The organism is Acinetobacter sp. WU_MDCI_Abxe161 (genome assembly GCF_025514355.1).
Classification (GTDB): Bacteria; Pseudomonadota; Gammaproteobacteria; order Pseudomonadales; family Moraxellaceae; genus Acinetobacter; species Acinetobacter pittii_E.
Map to the genome: position 1 here is coordinate 1 of NZ_JAHPTU010000026.1, position 25,410 is coordinate 25,410.

Below are 25,410 nucleotides of genomic sequence, written 5' to 3' on the forward strand. Positions count from 1 at the left end.
GTCCCTATCGTCTAGAGGCCTAGGACATCGCCCTTTCACGGCGGTAACCGGGGTTCGAATCCCCGTAGGGACGCCAAATTCTAAAAAGCCACTGCATAACGTCAGTGGCTTTTTTCTTGCCTTAAAAATAAAAAGCCAATCAATAATTAGCTTTTCATATGCTCTACTAACCTGCAATCCCTACTTGTACTTCAAGACGACCCGACTGTACTCGAAGCCCCCTAATTTCAAACTGATCTACCAGTTGCTGCACAAGCTCGCGACTTTCTCTCAAAATATTCAAGCCCGGTAAAATACTAAAATCAGTCAAACTTAAAAGCTTTTCAACCATCCATGAGCGATTATTAATAAAGTCAATAAATCCTGCTTGCTCTAGATCAATAAACCACATGCGGTGGCCATCGCGTTGGATTCCGGGAATATCGCCAATCAAATGATTAATAAGTGATGGAATGGGCAACATATTTACGACTTCAAAACCTACTCGACCAATACGGCGTACCGCCCAATTGGATAAGGTTCCCCCATGTCGAATCTGGACGTCGAGACTCTCATCCATTTGACGTAGGCGCAAGAATTTTTCCTGCCCAATACGACATTCCAATACTTTAAAATCCAAACTCAAACGATACATGAAACGATGGTAATGCCCATCGATCTCGACTTGGAAACTATCATTGCCACATTTGATTTTAATATCATCAATTTCAGAACGGTCAATGCGCTTTCGGATTTGATTATTTAATAATATTTCAGGTAAGTACAAAGTTAAGGTACTTTTCCCCAAAAATGTCCGCGCCATAATCAATGCGACTTGGCGTGCTGTTTCACTGGTTTCAGACACCATATCTCTTACAGTGCCTGCTGCCAGATTTGTCATGCCCACAACGCCACGTCTCGTCTGAGTAGTGACTTGATCAAGTGCATCCAAAGCCGCGTCAGCAACTCCGGCAATATTACGTGTTGTGTCACTCGCAAACCCAACTGCATCTTGGGCATGTTGCAATGTCTTATGCAGTAATCGACGAGATAATGACGGTTTCGCGGTATCTGGGGTAGCTAAAACCGATGCTGTCGTTGTAGGCTGCGACTTATTGTCATCTTGTTGACCCAAGTCCCTTTCTCCTTTTTATATTTATTTCACATCCTATTTACGAGTATTTAAGCTCATTTATCGTGCTCATCACACTTCATTTTTCTGTAGATTAGCATGCTCTACAATATTATTTTAATTTTTATGTGTACGGATAAATCATCAGTTTTTTATATTTCTTTGTTTATTCATAAGTAATTTTTATGCTAACTCAAAGCATCTCATCGATATCTTACAAATTTTTTTCTTTCTGCACATTTCCGTTAGAATAGATTCAAACTAAATGTGGAGTTCTCATGCAATATCGTTGCCCTAAATGTCAAAGTGTTAAAATTATGCCTGTGAGCCAAGGCGTTAACAGCGCGAAACCTGTCGTTCCTAAAAGTCTGGTTATCTTGATTCCTGCAATTTTTGTGCTTTTGCTCTTAGTAGTGATTAGCATTTTTATGTGGATTTTTGGCAATGGTGCAGGTAGTTCTCTTCAAATCGCAACAGTAGTTGCTTTTGTTGTAGCTGTAGGGGCAGGTTTTATGTTCTGGCGTGATTTGCCTGATTTCAAATTATCTATGCAAGCATTTATGCAGTCACAAAAGCACTGGAAATGCCGTGACTGCAATAACGAGTGGGAAATCTAATGAACAACTCACATCAGTTTAATGCTGATGTGAGTGCTTTTCGTCAGTATGTTCATGTGGAGCATGTTGTTTAATATGCTGGCAATTGATCTCGGCATCGTCTTCAATTTGCAATGTCACTTCACCAATGCCATGTTCATGAGAAAGCATTTCAACAGCATCTTGATATAACTTGGTACGGTCAGCTTGCGGCGCAAATAGATGTACCGTTAAATGAATATTTTTCGAAGTAATTGCCCATACTTTCAGTTGGTGTATACTCTCCACACCATTTAAAGAAAGTAGATCGGCACGCAGCTTCTCAATATCGACTTCTTCCGGCACCCCTTCGAGCAAAATATTAATGCTCTGTTTCAGTAAAACCCATGTCCGTGGTAATACCCAAAAACCAATCAAGACTGCAATAAGCGTATCAATCCAATACCAGTTGGTGAAATAAATGATAAGCGCCCCAATAATCACCCCTACCGAGCCTAGCGCATCACTCAATACTTCTAGATAAGCCCCCTTCACATTTAAACTGTTATTGGCACTCGACATGAGAATTTTCATTGAGATGAGATTAATCACCAAACCAATGGACGCGACAATCAACATTCCCAAGCTTTGAATTTCAGGTGGCTTAGAGAAGCGGATATAAGCTTCATATAAAATATAAATTGCCACTACAAAAAGCATGAGTGCATTAAATAAAGCGGCCAGAATTTCAAAGCGCTGATAACCGAAAGTACGTTTGTTATCGGCAGGGCGTTTAGAAATTTGAATGGCAACCAAAGCAATTGCTAAAGCCGCTGCATCTGTAAACATATGCGCAGCGTCAGAGAGCAATGCCAAACTTTGTGTGATTAAACCTGCAATCACCTCAACAATTAAAAACGTCGTGGTAAGTGCTAAAGCAATCGTTAATTTTTTAGCATTACCTTCAGTCACTACAGCATGACTATGATCATGACCATGATGTCCACCCATTTTGCGGACTCCTTTTTATTTATCTTTATGGTGAGTTAAAAGTAACGATGAAGACACCTTTACCTTTAACTCTTACAAACACTTTTTCGACTTAAATTTTGTAATCAAAAAAGATATCTCAAATCGATGACATTATGAATGCTCAACGCTTTTCGTCTTGTCTTCATTCATCCATCGATAAATGACTGGTAATAAAACCAAAGTTAATATCGTAGATGAAAAAATGCCACCAATAACAACTGTTGCCAAAGGCCGCTGGACTTCTGCGCCAGTTCCCGTAGCCAAAGCCATTGGAATAAAACCAAGTGAAGCCACACAAGCGGTCATGAGTACAGGTCTTAAACGTAAAATCGCCCCATTCCATGTTGCAGTTTGAATATCAAATTTTTCTCTAAGCTCTTTAATAAAGCTCAGCATCACTAGACCATTCAAAACAGCGACACCTGATAAGGCAATAAATCCGACACCAGCCGACATAGACAGTGGAATATCTCTTAACCAAAGGGCAATGAGACCACCCGACAAAGCAAACGGCACGCCGCTAAAGACCAACAAGCTTTCTTTAACATTATGGAATACAGCCATGAGTAGAATGAAAATCATAGCAAGCGCCAATGGAACAACAATTTTCATTCGGGCAGCAGCTGAAGCTAGATTTTCAAACTGACCGCCATATTCCAACCAATAACCCGCTGGCAGTTGTTCTTTTGCGAGTGTTGTTCTTAACTCTTGAACAAATGATCCTAAGTCACGGCCTTCTACGTTTGCAGTAATAATGACACGGCGCTTCCCATTTTCACGTCCCACCTGATTTAAACCTGATGTACGTTCAACTTTAGCTACATCTTGAAGCTGGATGAGGCCACCATTTGGCAACTGAATCGGAAGCTGAGCTAAGTTTTGGATGGTACGCTGTTGGTCTTCTAGGCGAATTTCAAAATCAAATCGTCTATCGCCTTGTAAAATCTGCCCAACATTTTGTCCACCGACACTTGCAGCAACAATATCTTGAATAGCTTTGGCAGATAGTCCGTATTGCGCGGCCAGAGAACGATTAATTTCAACACTCAACACCGGCAAACCGCTCGTTTGTTCTACCTTAACCGCAGTAGCACCTGAAATTTTTTGTACTTTCTGAGCGAGTGCTTGAGCCTGCTCATTGAGTACTTGCATATCGTCGCCAAAAATCTTAACGCCAATATCACTCCGGATCCCTGAAATTAGCTCATTAAAGCGCAGCTCAATCGGTTGAGAGAACTCACTGTTATTACCCGGTAATGTCGCTAAAAAAGCTTCCATACGTGAACGCAGCTCAGCTAGCGTCTCTTTAGAGTTTGGCCATTGATCATGCGGTTTAAGTAAAATGACTGCATCAGAGATATTCGGCGGCATCACATCAGTTGCAACCTCAGCTGTACCTGTTCGAGCAAAAACAGCTTTCACCTCTGGAAAGTTTTTCAAAATGAGCTTTTCAGTATTTTCCTGCATTCGCAGTGATTGCTCGAGCCCAGTACTCGGTGAACGCATTTGCTGTAAGGCAAAATCACCTTCACTGAGTTGCGGTGCAAATTCACTGCCCATTTGGGTCGCTAACACACCTGTGAGTACTAAAATACTTAATGCAAAACTAATGACCACAATTTTAAGTTGATAAGCCTGATCGAGGATATCTTGATATTTCTGCTTTAAAAGCAACATCCAACGTGTTTCTTTTTCTTTCACTTCACCCGTAACAAAAAGAGCAACTGCCGCGGGTACAAATGTCACAGAAAGAATCATGGCACCCAATAATGCCATCACCACAGTCATCGCCATTGGATGGAACATTTTGGCTTCAACACCAGATAAAGCAAAAATAGGTAAATAGACCACTAAAATAATCATTTGCCCAAAAATCAGTGGGCGACGGGCCTGTTTTGCTGCAAGGAAAACTTCTTTGAATCGCTCAGCTCGTGTAAGAGGTCGGTGTAGGGCATGCTGTGCTTCTGCTAGACGTCGAATACAGTTCTCTACAATAACAACTGCACCATCTACAATAATCCCGAAATCAAGCGCGCCTAGGCTCATTAGGTTAGCACTAATATTTTGCTCAGCCATACCTGTTAGGGTAAATAACATCGAAAGTGGAATAACGTAGGCTGTGATTAAAGCAGCTCTAAAATTTCCTAAAAAAATAAATAAAATCACAATAACCAGAATTGCGCCTTCTACAAGGTTCTTCTGCACCGTTGCAATTGCTTTGTTTACTAAGCTCGTTCGGTCATAGACCGTTTCGATTTCCACACCTTTAGGTAATGTAGGCTGAATTTCCTTAATTTTGGTATCAACCGCCTGAGCAACAGTACGGCTATTTTCTCCCATCATCATCATGGCAATGCCAAGAACCGTTTCCTCACCGTTGTAAGTTGCAGCACCCGTTCTTAAATCATGTCCAATAGAGACATTTGCCACATCAGCCACGCGAATGGGTAACCCATTTTTGGTGCTCACAGTAATGTTTTGAATATCTTCAACGCTACTTAACATGCCGGGCACACGAACAGTGAGTTGCTCTCCGTTTTCTTCAATAAAACCTGCACCGCGATTTTCATTATTTTCTTGCAGCGCAGTTTGAAATTCATTAATTGAAATCTGAAGCTGCTGCAAACGTTTTAAATCAGGTGAAACAATATAGGTTTTATTGTAGCCACCAATACTGTTAATTTCGGCCACGCCTTTCACACGCTGCAACTGAGGACGCACAATCCAGTCCTGAATTTCACGTAAATCCATGGCTGTATAGGCTGTGCCATCTGCTTTCTTAGCACCAGACTTTGCTTTCACGACCCATTGGTAGATTTCACCCAGCCCCGTTGAAACAGGAGACATGACTGGATCAACTGATTCAGGCAGTTGCCCGTCTGCCTCTTGTAAACGTTGGTTAATCAGCTGTCTTGCCCAATAAATATCTGTTCCATTTTTAAAAATAATAGTGACTTGGGAAAGTCCATAGCGGGAAATTGAACGAGTCTGCTCCAGATTAGGAATACCAGCCATCGCATTTTCAATAGGATAGGTAATTCGCTGTTCAACCTCTAAAGCGGTATAACCATTGGCTTGAGTATTAATCTGAACTTGCGTATTAGTAATATCTGGAACTGCATCAATAGGAAGCTTTTGATAACTCCAGATCCCAACTCCAATCCAAGTCAATACAAAGAGCATTACCCAAATAGCATTTTGAATAGCAAACTGAATAACCCTATCAAACAATCCTTCGGGTTTGGGTAGCTCAGGTTTATTAATGTCCATGTTCTGCCTCTCCTTTTTCCAATTCGGATTTCAGCAAGAAGCTACCTTCAGCCACATAGCGCTGGCTTGGATTAATACCTTTTACAACTTCGACCCACTGGCCATCTTTAGAACGTTGCCCCAACTGCACAATGACAGGCTCAAATTCAAAGCCTGTTTTAACCATTTTTGGGGTAAAGATAACGTCTTTCCCTTCGACTTGTTGAATCGCCTGAGCTTTTACACGGGTCACTTTTTGTGTTGTGCCTGAAGAATTCAGCTCAACATTAACCATTAAGTTTGGACGCAATTCACTGTTATTTGCCAAGATCTTGGCACGCACTTGTAAACGTCCCGTTTGAGCATCGGCCTCTGTTGTTAAACTTTGAACCTGAGCTTTAAATGCATTCCCAGTTTGTAAAGATTTAAATTCAATCTGTTGATTTGGCTGTACATTGATATTTGCATTGCTTGGTAAAATGAATTCCAACCATAACTGATCAAGCTGATTAATAATAAAAAGCTGATCTGCTAGCTGTACGTTTTCACCCACTACAATATCTTTATTACTTACCATGCCAGCAATTGGTGCGGTCAAGGTGTAGCGCCCTGCTGAATCAGAACCAGCCCCAAAAGCACTTAAGCGAGAGCGAGCTGCTTTAACCTGAATTTGTGCTTGCTGATAGGCGTTATAAGCTCTTTGATAATCTTGTTTGGCAGAAATTCCTTGAGACCATAAGCTACGTTCACGTTCATAGTCCTGACGCGCTAAATCAAGATTAGACTGGGCGATTTGCAAGTTGGCTTGTTGATCGACCAGATCTGGAACCAATAAGCTTGCAAGTGCCTGCCCTTTTTTAACCTGTTGCCCCAATTCAACATATACCGCTTCGACACGACCACTAAAACTTGGTGAGACATGGGCTTGTCGGTCGGTATTCACCACCAATTTTGCTGGATAAGTTTGAAGTTGAGTTACTTCACCTAGTTCAGCTTGTTCAATTTTTAAATTTTGTTCCTGCATTTGCTGAGCAGTGAGTAGCAGTGGTTTTTCGCCCTCTTCATGGTGTTCCTCGCCCTCTTCTTCAGCATGCCCGTGGCCTTCCGATGCTTCGGAAGAGTTAGATTTATTTTTTGAATTTAAAACCAGTAAACCAATTAATAGCGCAGTGATTGCAGCAATCATTCCTACCCAAAGCCATTGAGAATTTTTCTTTAAATTTGACGACATTATTATTCTCCTGCCTGAGTTGGAAACGTTTGACTTTGTTGCCAAGCACGTTGATTGAGTTGCATTAAGGCATCTTTCGCCATGATTTGCTCTGGTTCTAACCCAAGACGCAAACTTTGAATTTCAATTGAATTTTGCCAAGCTTGTTTTAATAGCTCGACTTTACGTAGGCGCACGTCTTGCAATTGCATGGTCGCTTGCTGAACATCGGTAACGGCGAACTTACCCAAACGGAAACCTTGCAATGTTTTTTGCTGAACTTGAATAGCAAGAGGAACTTGCTGATCATTCAGTTGTTTAAACTGGAAACGTAAGCCTTTTAACTCTGATATCAGAGTTTCAATATCCGCTTTATTTTGCTGTCGATAAAAGCTTTGCTGGCGTTGAGAAAGCTCTTGCTTGGCCTGAGTAATCTTGATTCCGTATTGCTGGCGATTAAAAAGATTTAAAGGAATTTCTACCCCTAATCGAATTTGATTATCCGTACGCTGTTCTGGAGAACGAGTGTTATTAACACCCAAAGTTACAGTAGGTTGCGGTCTTGCTTTTGCTTTAAGCTGTTGAATATTGGCTTGCTGCGCAAGAGCATCTAGCTGGAAAGCACGTTCTAATAAATTATTTTGCGCATCTTGGCTGGGTTCTACATTCGCCGCCAACGCCCACAACTGATTTGGACTTTGGAATAGCTGAAACTGACTTGAACCACCTCCCCATAAGTTCACCAACTGTTGTTTCGCAACTTGAAGTTTTAAATCGACCTGTTGATACAAACGCTGATTTTCCAAGTGAGACATCCGCACTCGATCTACATCAACTTGTGCAATACTGCCTGCTTGATAACGTTTTTCCGATGCTTGTAAATTTTCTTGGCTGACGGATAGCTGTTCTCCAACAAGAGACTTTTCAAGCTCAAGCAAAGCCACTTGTGACCAGAAATATTTAATAATTAATTCAAGTTCAGCTTTATAACGCTGCTCAGCCAAATCAATTTTTGATATTTCCACTTTTGCTAAATTTTGTGCAGCCTTACGTTGTCCAAAAATATCTAAAGGCTGAGAAATACCTATCGCAAGTTCTTTTTCTTGATCACTTTGGAACCCTGTTTGCTCAATGGAAAGACTTGGGTTGGCCCATAAATGACTTTGCTTTAAATTAGCCTCAGCCATTTGCTGCTGTGCTTGCCAAGTGCCTTGTTGACTTTGATAGCTTTGAACTTGTGCCAGTGCCTGTTCAAAATTAAACGCTGCTTTTTGGATAGAATGTTCTTGTTGAATCTCAGACTGAGCCATCGTTACTTGTCCAACCAATAGCATGGCAATAATAGACAGGCTTGAGAACGTTACAGCTTTTTTTAACGTTAACTTAACGTTATTACGTGATGAGCAACCAAGGCTCACCTGATTTTGAAAAATAAAAGACATGTTTTAGCCCCGCAATGAATATAAGATGCGGTGGGCTTTTTTTGGCTACCCCACCTATAGCGGGGTTAAAACAGGAGGCGGTTTCAGAGCACCGAGATGCGGAGACTGATAAGAATTTGACCAGTGATAAATTTGCGAAAGCTCATGTACATGCACTACAGGCGCCTGAGCTTGTTTTTCAACTTCAGTCATCACCACATGAAAACATGTTGGTAAATGGTCATGATGATCTTGCAAGTTTAAAGGTGCTTTATGAGAAGTGTTTACCTTATCGCTTTGTTCACTATGAGCATGAGGTGAAGCCTGATCTACATTCAAAGTAGTATGATGCCCAAAATGATGTAATGCTTTTTCCTGATTTTCATGCATGCAAAATGCTGCTGCCACATTCCATAAACTTTGGAATATGAGCAAACTAAACAAGATAGACACAAAAACGGCGGAACGTGGCAAAAGCGCACCATTAAACTAAAAAGTTGAACAGAGCCACTATAACAGGCAGTAGGCATGTAATAAAATTACAAAACCTCGATTCATAAATCCCCATTTTTTAATTTAGAACTTAGTCTCACATTATACGAGACAAAAATAATTTCTTTTGAGTAATCATTATGTACAAGCTTTTTTCTATATCGATATTAACCATTTGCCTTGGCCTAACTGGCTGCGCAACGAATCTATTGTCCACCGCTTTACCAAATGAAACAACTGAAATTAAAACCACTGTTTTAAAAAATGATCAAATTATTGCCTTAGGTCAAACAGTTAAAAATGACCAAGAACAAGGTTTTGTATTTGTGGGGAAAGACTATAACTATTTAATGACTGATGGTAGTTCAAACCTTTTAAATATTATCAAAAGTATTCCAGCAGAACAGAGAACTTTAAAGACACCATCACCGCTTGTACTTGAGATGGATGATTCTACTCATTTTCATGGCGAGATAACGATTCGTTATAATATTCCTACTTATCAAATAGATGAAAAACAAAAAGAACTTTTAAATACATTAGGGTTTAAAAATCAATTTATGGCGATGGAACATCAAAAACAAGTTTTCTACCCTTTCACCATAATCCGCTTTAAAGGAAAGATTTATCAAAAAGCAGATAATCAAAAGATTCAACAGCAGCTCCCAACTCCCTACCCAGTCGCTCTACAACAAAAAGATGAAGTAACCAAGAAACATCCGTTTAAACGTGTAACACGCATGGCGTTGTATCCTCTTGCGATGACCTTTGACGTAATTACAGTAGCCCCATCATTAATCTGGTCAGATTTGCATGGTGACTTTAATAAATAAATTCATTCACTCTTAAAATAAAAAACCAGCCCATAGGCTGGTTTTTGTTTAAGAAAATTTCTTTTGTTTGATATTTATAAATTTTCTTATATTAAATAAAAAACTATTTTCGAGTTTTAAAGAATTCTTGATTTAACTGGGAATACTCTATTCTTATAGCAATTTCACTATACGTAAAAACAGATATAACTTTTATGTAAGCTAAAACCTCATCTGTTTTCATCCAAATGCGCTATATTTTATTTACAAAAAAAAACATAATATTTCAATATAAGGGACTAGCTTAAAAGTGTGAGTCAATTCAATCAAATTGAGGAACAAGGGAGAACTATCATGAATATGAAATCAATCAAGCATGGGCTTAATCACTTGTTTGCTTTTGAGAACTTAACCGCTGATATGCATTCGCAAGCAGTTGATGAGATTGAACAAGGTTTACGCTTTGAAGAGTTAGCCGAGCAAGATCATGAACGTATGCAAAATTGGTTAGATATAACTCCTAATGACCGAAATGCCATGTGGTGTTATTTACGCGCAGCTTTACGTGGTAGCCCAGATGCTTCATTTAAACTGGGTATTGGTTATCTAAATGGACAATTTGGTCTAGATAAAAATTATAGTGAGGCTGAAAAGTGGTTACAAAAAGCCGCAAGTCAGGGACATCCTGATGCAGATCGCTGCTTACAGGAAGCCTTTAGTAAATTAGCTTTTTCATAAATAAAAAACCAGCCCGTAGGCTGGTTTTTTTAAATTAGCAAAAATTATCCGCTAATTTTTTTGTATTTAGTACGTTTTTGAACAGCGTCTTCACCTAAACGTGACTGACGATACGCTTCGTATTCTGCATAGTTACCTGTGTAGAATTCTGGCTGTTCATTTTCAAACGACAAGATGTGTGTCGCGATACGGTCAAGGAACCAACGGTCATGCGATACCACCATTACTGTACCTGGGAACACAAGAATTGCATCCTCAAGCGCACGTAAAGTTTCAATATCCAAGTCGTTTGATGGCTCATCCAGTAAGATAACGTTTGCGCCTTGCTGTAAAATTTTCGCAAGTTGTAAACGGTTACGCTCACCACCAGACAATTCGCCTACGCGTTTTTGCTGATCTTGACCTTTGAAGTTAAAGCGGCCGATATAAGCACGTGAAGCAATTTCATAATCGCCCACTTTCAAGATATCTAAACCACCCGATACTTCTTCCCAAACAGTTTTGTTATTGTCTAGGGTGTCACGAATCTGACCTACGTAAGCTACTTTAACTGACTCACCTAAAGTCACAGTACCTGTATCAGGTTGCTGTTCGCCAGTCATCATCCGGAATAAAGTCGTTTTACCCGCACCGTTTGGACCAACAATACCTACAATTGCTGTTGGAGGTACAGTAAACGATAAGTTTTCGTACAATACGCGGCCGTCAAATGATTTGCTGATACCTTCCACTTCCACAACTTTATTACCCAAACGAGGGCCAGGTGGAATGTAGATTTCAGACGTTTCATTACGTTGCTGGAATTCTTTAGAGTTGAGCTCTTCAAAACGCTCCATACGCGCTTTGTTTTTCTTTTGCTGACCTTTCGCATTTGAACGAACCCATTCAAGTTCTTTTTTCAATGCTTTAGCAAAAGATTCTTCTTGTTTCTGCTCTTGTTCTAAACGAGCATTTTTCTGTTCCAACCAAGAAGAGTAGTTACCTTGGTAAGGAATACCGTGTCCACGGTCAAGCTCCAAGATCCACTCGGCCACGTTATCTAAGAAATAACGGTCATGCGTAATCGCAACGATTGTGCCAGGGAAATCTTTCAAGAAACGTTCTAACCAAGATACAGACTCTGCATCCAAATGGTTCGTCGGTTCGTCAAGAAGCAACATGTCTGGCTTTGAAAGCAATAAACGGCAAAGTGCTACACGACGGCGTTCACCACCTGAAAGCTTAGTTACATCAGCATCCCAAGCTGGAAGGTTCAAGGCATCTGCCGCGATTTCAAGCTGGTTGTTTAGGTTGTGCGCATCCCAAGCATGGATAATTGATTCTAATTTTTCCTGCTCTTTTGCAAGTGCATCAAAATCAGCATCCGGGTCTGCATATTCTGCAAATACCTGATCAAGACGTTCTAAAGCATCTAAAGCTTCACGTACGCCATCTTCAACGTTACCACGAACGTCTTTAGTTGGATCAAGTGGCGGCTCTTGCTCTAAATAGCCGATTTTAATTCCAGGTTGTGCACGAGCTTCACCAGAGAAATCTTTATCTACGCCAGCCATAATACGAAGCAAGGTAGATTTACCTGCACCGTTCAAACCGAGTACACCAATTTTGGCACCCGGGAAAAATGATAAAGAGATGTCTTTTAAGATTTCGCGCTTTGGCGGAACCATCTTAGACACTCGGTTCATCGTATAAATATATTGGGCCACGCAGGACTCCTCAATTGAAAAACCAATACATCGCATAAGCGATAAATAATCGCGCGTATTATACGCTGAAAACCCCAACAACTTGAAGTTATGATTTCCATCGTACGGATTTATCAAACAATTTTCTTTTTCAATAAGTTGCAAAATGTTTATGTATAAGATTTATACAGCGTTTCAGCGTATATTTTTCTATCTTTATTCCTAAAATTAGAAAACAAACCAGAATTTCTGCAATTTTCTATTTAACTTTTAAGCTAGACTCGCTCAATATTTAACTCACGAAGATGAAGTAATCATGACTTATAAAGATGAAACCTTAGCCATTCACGCAGGCTACTCACCCGAAGCGACAACAAAAGCAGTTGCGGTCCCTATTTATCAGACGACTTCTTATGCATTTGATAATACACAGCACGGTGCCGACCTTTTCGATTTAAAAGTTCAGGGCAATATTTATACCCGGATTATGAACCCGACCACTACTGTACTTGAAGAACGCCTTGCTGCACTTGAAGGTGGAATTGGTGGGTTAGCCTTGGCTTCTGGAATGGCAGCAATTACCTATGCCATCCAAACTATTACAGAAGCAGGAGACAACATTGCCTCAGTTTCAACTTTATATGGCGGGACGTACAATCTATTTGCCCACACATTACCAAAACAAGGTATTGAAGTTCGCTTTTTTGATTACCAACAACCAGAAAGCTTACGTAATTTAATTGATGATAAAACTAAACTTGTTTTTGTTGAATCGATTGGTAATCCGCTTGGAAATATTATCGATTTAGAAGCAATTTCAAAAATTGCACATGAATATGGTGTACCTGTTATCGTCGACAATACTGTTGCCACCCCTGCTTTATTAAAACCATTTGAATATGGTGCCGATATCGTTATTCATTCTCTTACCAAATATATTGGTGGGCATGGTAATAGTATTGGTGGCGCGATTGTCGATAGTGGCAAATTCCCTTGGGGTAAATATCCAGAACGCTTTAAAGTTTTGAACACGCCTGACCCAAGTTATCACGGGGTTAATTATGTCGAAGTATTAGGTGAAGCTGCTTATATAGCCCGAGCTCGCGTTGTACCTTTACGAAATACGGGCGCAGCTATTAGCCCGCTGAGTGTTTTCTTGATTTTACAAGGTCTAGAAACTCTAAATCTCCGAATGGAACGCCATACTGAAAATGCCCAAAAAATTGCGGAATATTTACAGACTCATCCAAAAGTAAAATGGGTCAACTATGCAGGTTTAAAAGATCATCCACAGCATCAACTTGCTCAAAAATATGTACAAGGTAAACCCTCTGCAATTTTATCTTTCGGTGTGCAAGATGGGCGTGAAGGTGGTACTCGATTCATCGATGCCCTTCAGCTATTTACTCGTCTGGTCAATATTGGTGATGCAAAAAGTTTGGCGTGTCATCCTGCAACCACAACTCACCGCCAGCTCAATGAACAAGAACTTAAATCTGCTGGTGTAAGTGAAGATATGGTACGTCTTTCAATTGGAATTGAGCATATTGATGACTTAATTGCCGATTTAGAACAAGCACTTTCAACTGTATAACTTTTAAACTATTCAACAAGCCTCTGGAAATAGAGGCTTTTTTGTTTGTTCATTTATTATAGGACTAAAATAATTAATGGATTAAGATCGTATTTTAGAGTTTTTACTCTAAATAAATTGTTAAATTTCATATATTTACAGACTAGACAATTTTTAAACATCTATTAAGATAAGCACAATATTTATGAGTTCATCTGGATGAACCTACGGTTGTAAAAATAAAAATTACATACCGGAATAAATAGTCCCTGCCCCTACTTAGGTAAAATGCTGTGAATAAAAAATTAGAAGCTCTGTTCCAGGAAAAGGTACAAGATAAAGTCATTTTAGTGACAGGCGCCTCGAGTGGAATCGGATTAACGATTTCAAATAAACTTGCTGATGCTGGTGCCCATGTTTTATTGGTTGCCCGTACTCAAGAAACTCTGGAAGAAGTGAAAGCAGATATTGAAAGCCGTGGCGGTAAGGCATCAATTTTTCCATGTGATCTCAACGATATGGAAATGATTGACCAAGTATCTAAAGAAATTTTAGCGACTGTTGATCACATTGATATTTTAATTAATAACGCAGGTCGCTCTATTCGCCGTGCCGTACATGAATCTTATGATCGTTTTCATGACTTTGAACGCACGATGCAATTAAATTATTTTGGTGCAGTTCGTCTAGTTCTCAATATTTTGCCGCATATGATTCAGCGTAAAGATGGACAAATTATTAATATTAGCTCGATTGGTGTTTTAGCAAACGCAACTCGCTTCTCTGCATATGTCGCATCTAAAGCTGCTCTTGATGCATTTAGCCGCTGTCTATCGGCCGAAGTTCATGCACACAAAATTGCAATTACTTCAATTTATATGCCATTGGTTCGTACCCCAATGATTGCACCAACTAAAATTTATAAATATGTACCAACACTTTCACCTGAGCAGGCTGCTGACTTAATTGCTTATGCAATTGTGAAACGTCCAAAACGTATGGCAACTAACTTAGGTCGCTTAGCTTCAATGACTTATTCTGTAGCGCCAGGCATCAATAATATGTTTATGTCGATTGGTTTCCGTTTGTTCCCAAGTTCAGATGCAGCAAAAGGTGAAAAAACTGAGAAATTAAACTGGGCACAAAAAGCATATGCACGCATTTTCCCAGGTGAACACTGGTAATTTTGAGTTAATCACATAACGAATAAAAAGCGCCTTAAATAAGGCGCTTTTTTTAACTAAAGAAGCAATTAATCAAGAAACTGAACGTGCCCTGTTTTTACATCGTAAATTGCACCCACAACTACAATCTCACCTCGATCCACCATATCTTTAAGCACACTGCTGTTATTAATAATATACTGGATGTTGTAGTGAACATTCATTGCTGTGACTTGACTGATAAAAGCATTACCTAATTCACGTGGCTGCATAATGTCATATACGCTATCAACCGAATGCATTAATGGCCCAAGCACATATTGAATGTGTGGCATTTCCTTTACATCAGACACTTGCTTTTGCTCTAAACGCAATTGACATGCACTTGTCACCGCACCGCAATCGGTATGACCTAAAACAACAATGACTTTAGAACCTTTAGCCTGACAAGCAAACTCAAGTGAACCCAATACTTTTTGCCCAGCAATATTACCTGCAATTCGTAAACTAAACAGATCGCCAATACCCACATCAAAAATCATTTCCGTAGGAGCACGTGAATCCATACAACCAAGCACGGCTGCAATCGGGTGCTGTCCTTCATCTGCAGTCACACGAATTTGTCGGTAAATATCGCGTTGAAGACGTTCATTTTTTACAAAGCGCTCGTTTCCTTCCTTCAGTAAATTTACCACCTGTTGAGGACTCAGCTTTTGTTGCAAATCTTGCGTACTAATATCAATATCAAGTACCGCATCATCAACATCTTGATAGTGCTGCTTAAACCCGACAAGTTTAAGATTTACTTGGCGTTTAATAGCAGTTTCACTTTGATAATCTTGAATAACTTGATAGATATCAGGATCAATCGAATCACATTGAGTCGCATCAATAATGAGTTGTTGGTGTTTATGCACATGTTCCAAGGCTGAAATAAGTGCAGAACGATTAAGAAAGGTCACTTGTGATGGGAGTTCAATACGAGTAACTACGCCATGTAAGCGCTTCTCTCTATAAACACGAATACCTTTATTAAAATTACCATAGAGAATAAAAGCACTACTGGTGAATAGGCCAATTAAAATTCCCATTAAAAGATCAGTCAGCAAAATTGCAACTAAGGTAATAATAAAAGGCAGAAACTGTTTCCAACCTTTTTGATAAAGCTGTTTAAATAGTTTTGGATGGGTAAGCTTAAAGCCTGTCAGGATGAGGATCGCAGCCAATGCAGACAGAGGAATCATGTTCATTAATGGTACGAAGAACAAAACTGCTAGCAGCAACAATACCCCATGAATAATGGTAGAGCATTTACTACGCGCACCTGTATTTGCATTCACTGAACTACGCACAATCACTGAGGTGACAGGCATTCCACCAATTAAGCCCGAAATGATGTTACCTGTACCTTGTGCCCAGAGTTCACGGTTAGGAGGAGAAGAACGTTTTTGAGGATCGATCTTGTCTGCCGCTTCTAGATTCAATAATGTTTCTAAAGATGCTACAACAGCGAGCGTAATGGCACCTGTGTAAATCATAGGCTCAGCTAAATAGCTAAAATCAGGAAAAATTAATACTTCTTCGGGTGCTTGTAAGATATTCGGTAACTGAATGAGATTATCCATTTGCACTGCCCATGCAGAGCCTGTACTTACTAACACAAAATTTAAAACTGCTGCTAGCACAACTGCAATTAAAGCCGAAGGTAAAGCTAGTTTTTTTAGCGGACTACTATCCCACGCTAAAATTAGGAATAAACTGAGCAAACCAATCAGTGCCGCTCCGCCATCAAAACGTTGAAGGAATGCGTCTGGTGTTGAAGTCCAAACCTGTTTCCATGAAAAATCAGAAAGTCCGAACAGGTAAGGCAATTGTGTCGCAATTAGAATGACACCAATAGCAGCGAGTAATCCTAAAATGACATTATTTGGAATAAAGTTGGCAAAAAAACCTAACTTGAATAACCCAAATAGAATTTGTAGGACACCTGCAAAAATAATACATAATAAAAAGGCGGCATAATTGCCGCCTAGTTGTTCTAACTGTACAAGAATTACGGCAGTCAGCCCTGCCGCTGGGCCTGCAACGCTAATGTGGGAACCACTGAGTAAACCCACAATAATGCCGCCCACAATACCTGCAATAATACCAGAGATGATGGGAGCACCTGAGGCTAAAGCGATACCTAAGCACAGCGGTAATGCGACGAGGAATACGACAACTCCGGATAAGAGGTCTTTTAAATGAAATCTATTTTTCAGGTTTAAAACCGACATAAAACAACCATTTATAATAAAAAGAAATAAGCAAAGTTGTACTATTACAGCCTGAAAGAGAATAAATGCTTCAAGGCTGGGTTGATGATGTCGGACAACTGAATCTCATTAAAGTTTAGTTATGCTATAACGTTGTGTATTTAATTGTGTATTTAACAACGATTTGTTGATCTTAAGATTCACCTCATCTTTACGACTGCGATTTTTTTCTTAACTGCTCTTTAAAGCCTGTTAAAAAATCTTACTTCATTAATAAAAAAGCCCCCGAATGGAGGCTTCTTATCATTTTAAAGGCTCTTATTTAGAACCTTTAATTCCTGCTTGTAATAACAATGCACCTAAACCACCAATCTTTTGTTCTTGTGGTTTTTCTTGCTTGTTACGCTGAGGACGTTCAGCTTGATCTTTACGTGGTTGAGGACGTTTACCTTGAGGCTTACGTTCAAAACGTTGTTCGTTATTTTGCTCACGGCGTGGTGGACGCTGTGCTTTTACAGGTGCAGAACCTTCGGCACGCATACTTAAGTTCACGCGATTACGTTCAGCATCAACCTGCATAACACGCACTTGTACGATCTGGCCTGGTTTTACAACTTTATGCGGATCAGAAACGAACTCATTCGCTAATTCAGAAATATGAACTAAACCATCCTGATGAACACCAATATCAACAAAGGCACCAAAGTTTGTGACGTTGGTAATCACGCCTTCAAGCTGCATACCTTCAGTTAATTGGCCCACTTCAGTGATATCTTCACGGAATTTAGCAGTACGGAACTCTGGACGTGGGTCACGGCCCGGTTTTTCAAGTTCAGCTAATACGTCTTGAACTGTTGGCAAACCAAATTTGTCATCAACAAATTCATCAGCTTTTACTTGGCGAATGATTTCGGTATTACCAATGATGTCTTTCACAGTTGTGGCTTTTGCTGCAACAATTTTCTCAACAAGACCATAACTTTCAGGGTGAACAGCAGAAGCATCTAAAGGTTCAGAACCATTTTGGATACGCAAGAAACCAGCTGCTTGTTCAAAAGTACGCTCGCCTAAACGCGGTACACTTTTCAAAGCTTGACGGTTATCAAAACGACCATGCTCTTTGCGATATTCAACAATTTGCTGTGCAATGGCTTTATTCAAACCTGCAATGTAAGCCAAGATTGCTGGAGAAGCGGTATTTACATCAACACCAACCGCGTTCACACAGTCTTCAACTACCGCATCAAGTGTTTTAGCCAAACCAGTTTGATTCACATCGTGTTGATATTGACCTACGCCAATTGATTTCGGATCAATCTTAACAAGTTCAGCAAGTGGGTCTTGTAAACGGCGAGCAATCGACACTGCACCACGAATTGAAACATCAAGCTCTGGAAGTTCTGCCGCCGCAAGCTCACTTGCAGAGTAAACAGATGCACCCGCTTCACTTACAGTCACACGTGTTAATTTAAGATCTGTATTTGCAGCCATCATTTCAGCCACGACAGCTTCAGTTTCACGGCTAGCTGTACCGTTACCAATGGCAATAAGCTCTACATTATATTCACGGCATAAACGTGCAAGCTCAACAATAGAACCTTCTTTGTCTTCTTTAGGCGCAAATGGATAAATCGTGCTGTGAGCAAGTACATCGCCTGAGTCACTCACGACTGCGAGTTTCACGCCTGTACGAATGCCAGGATCAACACCTAAAGTAGTACGGCTACCCGCTGGTGCCGATAATAATAAATGACGAAGATTTTCAGCAAATACCTGCATTGCTTCTGCTTCGGCAGTAAGACGCTTCTCTGTCAGCAATGAATGCTCGATTTGAGGGCGAACTTTACCCAACCAGAACAATTTAGCAGTTTGCTTTAAGAAGTCCTGACGTGCTTGCGGCTGAATTTGCTCAAGGTTGTATTCAGTTTCGATACGTGCCAATGGTGCATCATCTTCACCATCTACTTTTAAACCTAATACATTTTCTTGACGACCACGCAACATCGCCAATAAACGATGTGAAGGTAGTTTGTTTAAACCTTCAGAAAATTCAAAGTAATCACGGAATTTTTTACCGACTTCTTTCTTTTCTTCAGAAGCAACTGTACTTTTTAAAACTGCAGTTTTTGCAAAAGTTGCTTTTAATTCTGTAGTCAGCGCAATATTTTGTGCCCAGTCATCAATTAGAATATGCTGAATCGCATCTAACTGACTTTCAACATCTGGATAGTCTTCATGACTAAAACCAGCTAATGCTTCTGTCGGGTCAACTTGTTCTGCAATAATTTTTTCAGCAATCGGTCCTAGACCTGCTTCTTTTGCTTTAAAAGACTTACTTGTACGCTTAGGACGATACGGTGCATAAATTTCTTCTAAAGCATTTTTTGTTTCGGCTGCATTCACCCGCGCCAACAAGTCATCACTCAATTTATTCTGTTCTTGCAATGACTGAATAACCTTTTCACGGCGCTCATATAAATCACGTAAATACGCTAAACGAGTATCTAATTGGCGTAACTGCGTATCATCTAAACCTTGTGTTACTTCTTTACGGTAACGGGCAATGAATGGAACACTGGCACCTTCGTCAATTAAGCGGATGGCAGCTTCTACTTGGTTTGGACGTACGGCAAGTTCACTTGCCAACTGCTGAACTAAGTCAGTCATCGTGTTTGATCCCACAAGGATAAAGTTTAAAAGCACTGATTATAAAGACCAAGCCCATAAAATCCACACTTGTTTGCGTATTCAAAACGTTTTTTTGTATTGACTCTGAATATTTATACTTTTTTCGACGACTAGAGCACAAAAAAACAGGCGTTTAAGTATGAAAAAATGAATACTGAACTCAGCCTTTTAATCTTTATAAAATACAAACGTATGACTTATGTCATAAATGTGACAAAAATTTAATATAATTTACGAGAAAATGATCATATTGATACCTCATCCAAAAGATGAAATATTGAGGTTGATCACTGTTTTATTCTCGTAATTTCTTATCGAATTTGCTTATTTGCTCAATTCAACTATTAAGAACCCTATAGAGGGGTGTTAAGATTTTTTTAAATAAATTATTTAAAACAATGTTTTATTGCTCTTGAGTGATTATAAAATCATTGAAAATTTAACTATTTGTTTTTTCTAAGCGGTCTTTGCTAAATTATGGGCTTAAGATGTTGTTTTTTGGTTTCAAACCACCTTGAAAATTGTAATTTTGAGCAAATTGATACATAGTCTAAACAAGAACATCAGCATTATACTGAGGGCTTGTTGGCAATAAGCCTATCCGACCCAATAATATATAAATTATGACTTTAAAAGGGAGTACATCATGAGTTTAGTTGTACCTGCTGAACATCCTGAAACCGTACACAACGAAACGGATCGTGTCGAACGTATTTTAGTAGTCGATGACGATGTGCGTTTACGTACCCTCTTGCAACGTTTTTTGGAAGATAAAGGCTTTGTTGTAAAAACTGCCCATGATGCTTCACAAATGGACCGTTTATTACAACGTGAGTTATTTTCACTGATCGTACTCGACTTTATGTTACCGGTTGAAGATGGTTTAAGTATTTGCCGTCGTTTACGCCAATCAAATATTGATACGCCAATCATCATGTTAACAGCACGCGGTAGCGATTCAGACCGTATTGCCGGTCTTGAAGCTGGTGCAGATGACTACTTGCCAAAACCATTTAATCCAAATGAGCTTTTAGCACGTATCCGTGCAGTATTACGTCGTCAAGTTCGTGAAGTTCCGGGTGCACCAAGCCAACAAGTTGAAGTAGTAAGCTTTGGTCCATGGTCTTTAGACTTGTCTACTCGTACACTGACACGCGAAGGACAAATTGTTACCTTAACAACTGGCGAATTTGCAGTATTAAAAGCATTGGTACAACACCCACGTGAACCGTTAACACGCGATAAACTTATGAACTTAGCGCGTGGCCGTGAATGGGGCGCAATGGAACGTTCAATTGACGTTCAAGTCTCACGCCTACGTCGTTTAATTGAAGATAACCCTGCACGTGCACGTTACATCCAAACTGTATGGGGTGTGGGCTATGTATTCGTTCCAGATGGTGCTGAATAAGCTTGAGATAAGATAGAGTGAGTTTAGAACCAATCGCCCCACAGAACTTTACTGATTACGTTACCTACTCAGAACGTAAACGGACTCGATGGGAACGTTTTCTCGACAAAATAAAACCACGTTCTGCTGCCATGCGTACCACTATTCTGGTACTGCTGGTGGTGTTCTTTAGCTTATTTATGTCGTTATGGTTCTTTTGGCGCACTCTTTACTTACCTGAAATTCAACAACATGCACGTTACCTTGCTGTTGAACTTGAACTCGTCAACAATCCTGATATACGAATTTTTCATCGTGAAAATGAAGTAGATGTGGATGCATGGTTACGTAATCGAGTCGGTATCGAATACGTTACAAACCCTAAAGAATATCCTAGTGTTCGAGACAAGGTTATTGCCGAGTTTTTTACCAATCAGGTTGAAGAAAAACTTGCAAATGAGATCGGGACTAAAGACGTTACCGTCTACTTCCAGTTTAAACCGAGCCCACGCATTTGGATTCAAACTCCTGAAATGCATGGAAACTGGGTTCGTGAGCCTTTAAAAACCTATGCCAACTACAGCCCTGAGCTTTTAGTGGGTTGGGTTGTGGGTGTTCCATTACTGTCAGCTATCATTATTTTGATTTTGGTCAGACAGATGAACCGCCCTCTACGTCGTTTGCAGAATGCTGCCAATGAATATAGTAAATCTGGAACAGCGCCTTACCTTGATACCAATCATGGACCACTAGAAATTCGTCAAGTAAACCAAGCCTTTAATCGCATGGTCTATACACTCGATCAGACTGAACGTGAACGACGTATTATGTTGGCGGGTATTTCACATGATTTACGCACCCCACTTACACGCATACGCTTAACAGCAGAGATGCTGCCTGATGAGTTTTTACGTGAAGGCTTGGTCTACGATGTAGATGATATGGATGCAATTCTTAATCAGTTCATTTCATATATGCGCGATGGTTCGGATGAGGAATTGAAAGACACCAATATCAATATTCTTTTGCAAGAATTAGTTGTGCAATTTAAACCTCTCGATATTCAATTCGAAATGCAGGATGTGCCTATTATTCCGGCACGTAGTCTTTCTTTAAAAAGATTGATTGCCAACTTGATTAATAATGCAAAACGATACGGTGCTGAACCAATTGAGCTCAGTGCAAAAGTTGAAAATGAATATATTTTAATTACCGTTGCTGATCATGGTGAAGGTATTCCAGCAGATCAAATTGAAGAGTTGATGCAACCTTTTGTTCGCGGAGACTCAGCAAGAACGATTCAAGGTAGTGGTCTGGGGCTTGCGATTGTTAAACGTATTGTTGATATCCATCATGGTGAGATTCAAATTCATAACCGTGAACAAGGTGGTTTAGAAGTTATTATTTCTTTACCAATCCCAAAACCAAGCACTGAAGAAAATACCACGACCAATCCATTAGAAAAAATAAAACAAACTTTAAGTGAGCGCTTTTAATTTGAGCAATTAGTAATTAAAAGCCTTGTTTTAATGATAAATAAAAGCAATAGAAATCAATTAAATAAAAACCATAAATATAATTTATACCGCCATTTATTTACAAAATTAGACCTTAGCCTAACACCTATGCACTTTTCAATTTTTCATAGCTAAAATCCCCTATGTTTTGACAATATTGAGGATGTCCAATGTCTTTAAGTCGTATTCGCCTAGCTTCTCTTCATGACAAGGTCATCAGTGCTGAACAAGCTGCGCAATTCATCGAAAATGGAATGACCGTTGGTATGAGTGGTTTTACTCGTGCCGGTGAAGCTAAAGCTGTTCCACAAGCACTTGTAGAGCATGCAAAGAAAAATCCGTTAAAAATCACGTTAATTACGGGTGCTAGCTTAGGTAATGACTTAGACAAACAACTCACGGAAGCAGGTGTTTTATCTCGTCGTATGCCATTTCAGGTAGACAACACTTTACGTCGTGCGATTAACAACGGCGAAGTTATGTTTATCGATCAACATTTATCAGAAACTGTTGAGCAAATGCGTAACCAGCAACTTAAACGTCCAGACGTTGCGGTGATTGAGGCAATTGCGATTACTGAAGATGGCGGCATCATTCCAACAACTTCAGTTGGTAACTCTGCAAGCTTTGCTATTTTTGCCGAAAAAGTTATTGTTGAAATCAACACCTCTTTAAGCGAAAGCTTTGAAGGTTTACACGACATCTATATTCCGACTTACCGTCCAACACGTACTCCAATTCCATTAACTAAAGTGGATGAGCGTATTGGTACAACAGCAATCCAAATCGATCCTGCAAAAATTGTAGGTATTGTATTTAACGATACACATGACTCACCATCAACAGTAACTCCTCCAGATGATGAGACTCAAGGCATTGCAAACCACCTTATTGCTTTCTTTAACAAAGAAGTTGCAGAAGGCCGTTTACCAAAAAATCTTGGTCCATTACAAGCAGGGATTGGTTCTATTGCCAACGCTGTATTAACAGGTTTAAAAGATTCTGATTTTGAAGACCTCATTATGTACTCAGAAGTACTACAAGACTGTACTTTTGAACTCATTGATGCAGGCAAAATGAAATTTGCTTCTGGTAGCTCAATTACCCTTTCTGCAAAATGTGGCGAAAAAGTTTTTGGCAATATCGAAGCTTACAAAGACAAATTAGTGCTCCGTCCACAAGAGATTTCTAACCACCCTGAATTGGTACGTCGTTTAGGTATTATCGGCATTAACACTGCACTTGAGTTTGATATTTACGGTAACGTGAACTCAACTCACGTATGCGGTACTAAAATGATGAACGGTATTGGTGGTTCAGGTGACTTCGCTCGTAACGCACACTTGGCAATCTTTGTGACTAAATCAATTGCTAAAGGCGGCGACATCTCTTCTATCGTGCCGATGGTGAGCCATGTTGACCATAGTGAACACGACGTTGATATTTTAGTGACAGAGCAAGGTTTAGCAGACTTACGTGGTTTAGCACCTCGTGAGCGTGCTCGCGCTATTATCGATAACTGTGTACACCCACTTTATCGTGATGCATTGAATGACTATTTTGATCGTGCATGTGCTAAAGGTGGACATACTCCTCACTTACTTCGTGAAGCATTGTCTTGGCATGCAAACTTCGAAGAAACAGGCCAAATGCTTCAAGCAGAACCAGTTGCAAAATCAGCTTAAATCACGGGTTGAATTCAAGCACTCCCTCGGGGGTGCTTTTTTATTTGTTTAAATTATTAATAAAATACTGCTCAAGTCCTAATTTTTATTTTATCTTTTCAGCACATCAAAACAAAAAGTAGAAATCCATATGTTTATTATTCGTCAATTTACAAATGCAGATCTGGATGATGTCGTTATTTTATGGGAAAGCTGTGGCCTGACCCGCCCTTGGAATAATCCTGAAACCGATATTTTCAGGAAAGTCTCACAACAGGATGATTTGTTTTTGGTTGCGATTAAAGACGAGCAACTGATTGGCACGCTTATGGGTGGCTACGACGGTCATAGAGGCTGGATTAACTATTTAGCTGTTCATCCCCATCAACAACGCTTAGGAATCGCTACAGCGCTCGTTCAGCAGCTTGAAAAGCGCTTAATTGCCCGCGGTTGCCCAAAACTACAATTACTCGTCCGTAAAGACAATTTAAATGTACTGAACTTTTATGAACAGCTTGGCTATGACGAAGTAGAAGCAGTGTGTTTAGGAAAACGACTTATTAGCGATAATCCACCCGACTAGCGCACCTAGTCCACACTTTCTTTTTCGCTATTAAGAAAACCGATTTGGGCTTGGGGATAAGTAATCATACTTGTGGATAAAACGGGATTTATACACAAATGAATTAACGATGTGTTGGGGCAAATAGATAGACATGAAAAAAGCCCTATACGTTAATGTATAGGGCTTTTTGAATATGGTGGCGAGACCCAGGATCGAACTGGGGACACACGGATTTTCAATCCGTTGCTCTACCTACTGAGCTATCACGCC

General features: G+C 39.9%; 19 protein-coding genes and 2 tRNA genes. 11 read left to right on the forward strand and 10 right to left on the reverse strand.

Annotated elements, in window-relative coordinates:
• A tRNA-Glu gene (locus tag KTI78_RS17310) sits at positions 1 to 76 on the forward strand.
• A gap of 90 nt (positions 77 to 166) precedes the next feature.
• Here the strand turns inward: KTI78_RS17310 and KTI78_RS17315 are convergent.
• Positions 167 to 1,114, reverse strand: a complete 948-nt coding sequence (locus KTI78_RS17315; protein WP_016142865.1) for a hypothetical protein — start codon at positions 1,112 to 1,114, stop codon at positions 167 to 169.
• Between the two features lie 275 nt (positions 1,115 to 1,389).
• Between KTI78_RS17315 and KTI78_RS17320 the strand changes: the two genes are divergently transcribed.
• Positions 1,390 to 1,728: a hypothetical protein gene (locus KTI78_RS17320; protein WP_016142864.1), complete on the forward strand. Its 339-nt coding sequence runs from the start codon at positions 1,390 to 1,392 to the stop codon at positions 1,726 to 1,728.
• Positions 1,729 to 1,746: 18 nt separating this feature from the next.
• Here the strand turns inward: KTI78_RS17320 and KTI78_RS17325 are convergent, their stop codons facing one another.
• The 5 genes from KTI78_RS17325 to KTI78_RS17345 form a co-directional block, all read right to left on the reverse strand.
• Positions 1,747 to 2,697 carry a cation diffusion facilitator family transporter gene (locus KTI78_RS17325; RefSeq protein ID WP_262446843.1) on the reverse strand — a complete coding sequence of 317 codons (951 nt, stop codon included), beginning with the start codon at positions 2,695 to 2,697 and terminating at the stop codon, positions 1,747 to 1,749.
• A gap of 132 nt (positions 2,698 to 2,829) precedes the next feature.
• Positions 2,830 to 5,988, reverse strand: a complete 3,159-nt coding sequence (locus tag KTI78_RS17330; protein ID WP_262446844.1) for an efflux RND transporter permease subunit — start codon at positions 5,986 to 5,988, stop codon at positions 2,830 to 2,832.
• Positions 5,978 to 7,198, reverse strand: a complete 1,221-nt coding sequence (locus KTI78_RS17335) for an efflux RND transporter periplasmic adaptor subunit (protein WP_262446845.1) — start codon at positions 7,196 to 7,198, stop codon at positions 5,978 to 5,980. The genes KTI78_RS17330 and KTI78_RS17335 overlap by 11 nt, the downstream gene beginning before the upstream one ends.
• A gap of 2 nt (positions 7,199 to 7,200) precedes the next feature.
• Positions 7,201 to 8,619 (reverse strand): TolC family protein, encoded by a 1,419-nt coding sequence (locus KTI78_RS17340; protein WP_262446846.1) that lies wholly within the window; start codon positions 8,617 to 8,619, stop codon positions 7,201 to 7,203.
• A 54-nt stretch (positions 8,620 to 8,673) separates the two neighbouring features.
• The gene (locus KTI78_RS17345) at positions 8,674 to 9,072 is read right to left on the reverse strand and encodes a cation efflux protein, CzcI-like (RefSeq protein ID WP_262446847.1); all 399 of its coding nucleotides are present in this window, start codon (positions 9,070 to 9,072) and stop codon (positions 8,674 to 8,676) included.
• A gap of 158 nt (positions 9,073 to 9,230) precedes the next feature.
• On the opposite strand from KTI78_RS17345, the gene KTI78_RS17350 reads away from it, so the two are divergent.
• Together KTI78_RS17350 and KTI78_RS17355 are read left to right on the forward strand one after the other, a co-directional pair.
• Positions 9,231 to 9,923, forward strand: a complete 693-nt coding sequence (locus KTI78_RS17350) for a hypothetical protein (protein ID WP_224992077.1) — start codon at positions 9,231 to 9,233, stop codon at positions 9,921 to 9,923.
• A 333-nt stretch (positions 9,924 to 10,256) separates the two neighbouring features.
• On the forward strand, positions 10,257 to 10,640 hold the full coding sequence (locus KTI78_RS17355; RefSeq protein ID WP_016142857.1) for a tetratricopeptide repeat protein: 384 nt from the start codon (positions 10,257 to 10,259) through the stop codon (positions 10,638 to 10,640).
• A gap of 44 nt (positions 10,641 to 10,684) precedes the next feature.
• Here the strand turns inward: KTI78_RS17355 and ettA are convergent, their stop codons facing one another.
• Positions 10,685 to 12,346, reverse strand: coding sequence for an energy-dependent translational throttle protein EttA (gene ettA / locus KTI78_RS17360; RefSeq protein WP_005067029.1), 1,662 nt, complete (start codon positions 12,344 to 12,346; stop codon positions 10,685 to 10,687).
• A 295-nt stretch (positions 12,347 to 12,641) separates the two neighbouring features.
• Here ettA and KTI78_RS17365 point away from each other — a divergent pair, with 295 nt between their 5' ends.
• The gene (locus KTI78_RS17365; protein WP_262446848.1) at positions 12,642 to 13,919 is read left to right on the forward strand and encodes an O-acetylhomoserine aminocarboxypropyltransferase/cysteine synthase family protein; all 1,278 of its coding nucleotides are present in this window, start codon (positions 12,642 to 12,644) and stop codon (positions 13,917 to 13,919) included.
• Positions 13,920 to 14,191: 272 nt separating this feature from the next.
• Entirely contained in the window at positions 14,192 to 15,082 is an 891-nt protein-coding gene (locus KTI78_RS17370; RefSeq protein WP_031949532.1) for an SDR family NAD(P)-dependent oxidoreductase, read from the forward strand.
• Between the two features lie 68 nt (positions 15,083 to 15,150).
• Here the strand turns inward: KTI78_RS17370 and KTI78_RS17375 are convergent, their stop codons facing one another.
• Together KTI78_RS17375 and KTI78_RS17380 are read right to left on the reverse strand one after the other, a co-directional pair.
• The gene (locus KTI78_RS17375) at positions 15,151 to 17,337 is read right to left on the reverse strand and encodes a solute carrier family 23 protein (protein WP_262446849.1); all 2,187 of its coding nucleotides are present in this window, start codon (positions 17,335 to 17,337) and stop codon (positions 15,151 to 15,153) included.
• A gap of 297 nt (positions 17,338 to 17,634) precedes the next feature.
• Positions 17,635 to 19,983, reverse strand: a complete 2,349-nt coding sequence (locus tag KTI78_RS17380) for a Tex family protein (RefSeq protein ID WP_262446850.1) — start codon at positions 19,981 to 19,983, stop codon at positions 17,635 to 17,637.
• 667 nt (positions 19,984 to 20,650) lie between these two features.
• Here KTI78_RS17380 and ompR point away from each other — a divergent pair.
• The 5 genes from ompR to KTI78_RS17405 all read left to right on the forward strand — a co-directional run bounded on the left by ompR (position 20,651) and on the right by KTI78_RS17405 (position 25,158).
• Positions 20,651 to 21,415, forward strand: coding sequence for a two-component system response regulator OmpR (gene ompR / locus KTI78_RS17385; RefSeq protein WP_000060753.1), 765 nt, complete (start codon positions 20,651 to 20,653; stop codon positions 21,413 to 21,415).
• A 17-nt stretch (positions 21,416 to 21,432) separates the two neighbouring features.
• On the forward strand, positions 21,433 to 22,890 hold the full coding sequence (locus KTI78_RS17390; protein ID WP_016142852.1) for an ATP-binding protein: 1,458 nt from the start codon (positions 21,433 to 21,435) through the stop codon (positions 22,888 to 22,890).
• 33 nt (positions 22,891 to 22,923) lie between these two features.
• The gene (locus tag KTI78_RS17395) at positions 22,924 to 23,046 is read left to right on the forward strand and encodes a hypothetical protein (RefSeq protein WP_224992080.1); all 123 of its coding nucleotides are present in this window, start codon (positions 22,924 to 22,926) and stop codon (positions 23,044 to 23,046) included.
• Positions 23,047 to 23,081: 35 nt separating this feature from the next.
• Entirely contained in the window at positions 23,082 to 24,596 is a 1,515-nt protein-coding gene (locus KTI78_RS17400; RefSeq protein WP_262446851.1) for an acetyl-CoA hydrolase/transferase family protein, read from the forward strand.
• 130 nt (positions 24,597 to 24,726) lie between these two features.
• On the forward strand, positions 24,727 to 25,158 hold the full coding sequence (locus KTI78_RS17405) for a GNAT family acetyltransferase (RefSeq protein WP_016142850.1): 432 nt from the start codon (positions 24,727 to 24,729) through the stop codon (positions 25,156 to 25,158).
• A 176-nt stretch (positions 25,159 to 25,334) separates the two neighbouring features.
• Here KTI78_RS17405 and KTI78_RS17410 read toward each other — a convergent pair.
• Positions 25,335 to 25,410, reverse strand: a tRNA-Phe gene (locus KTI78_RS17410).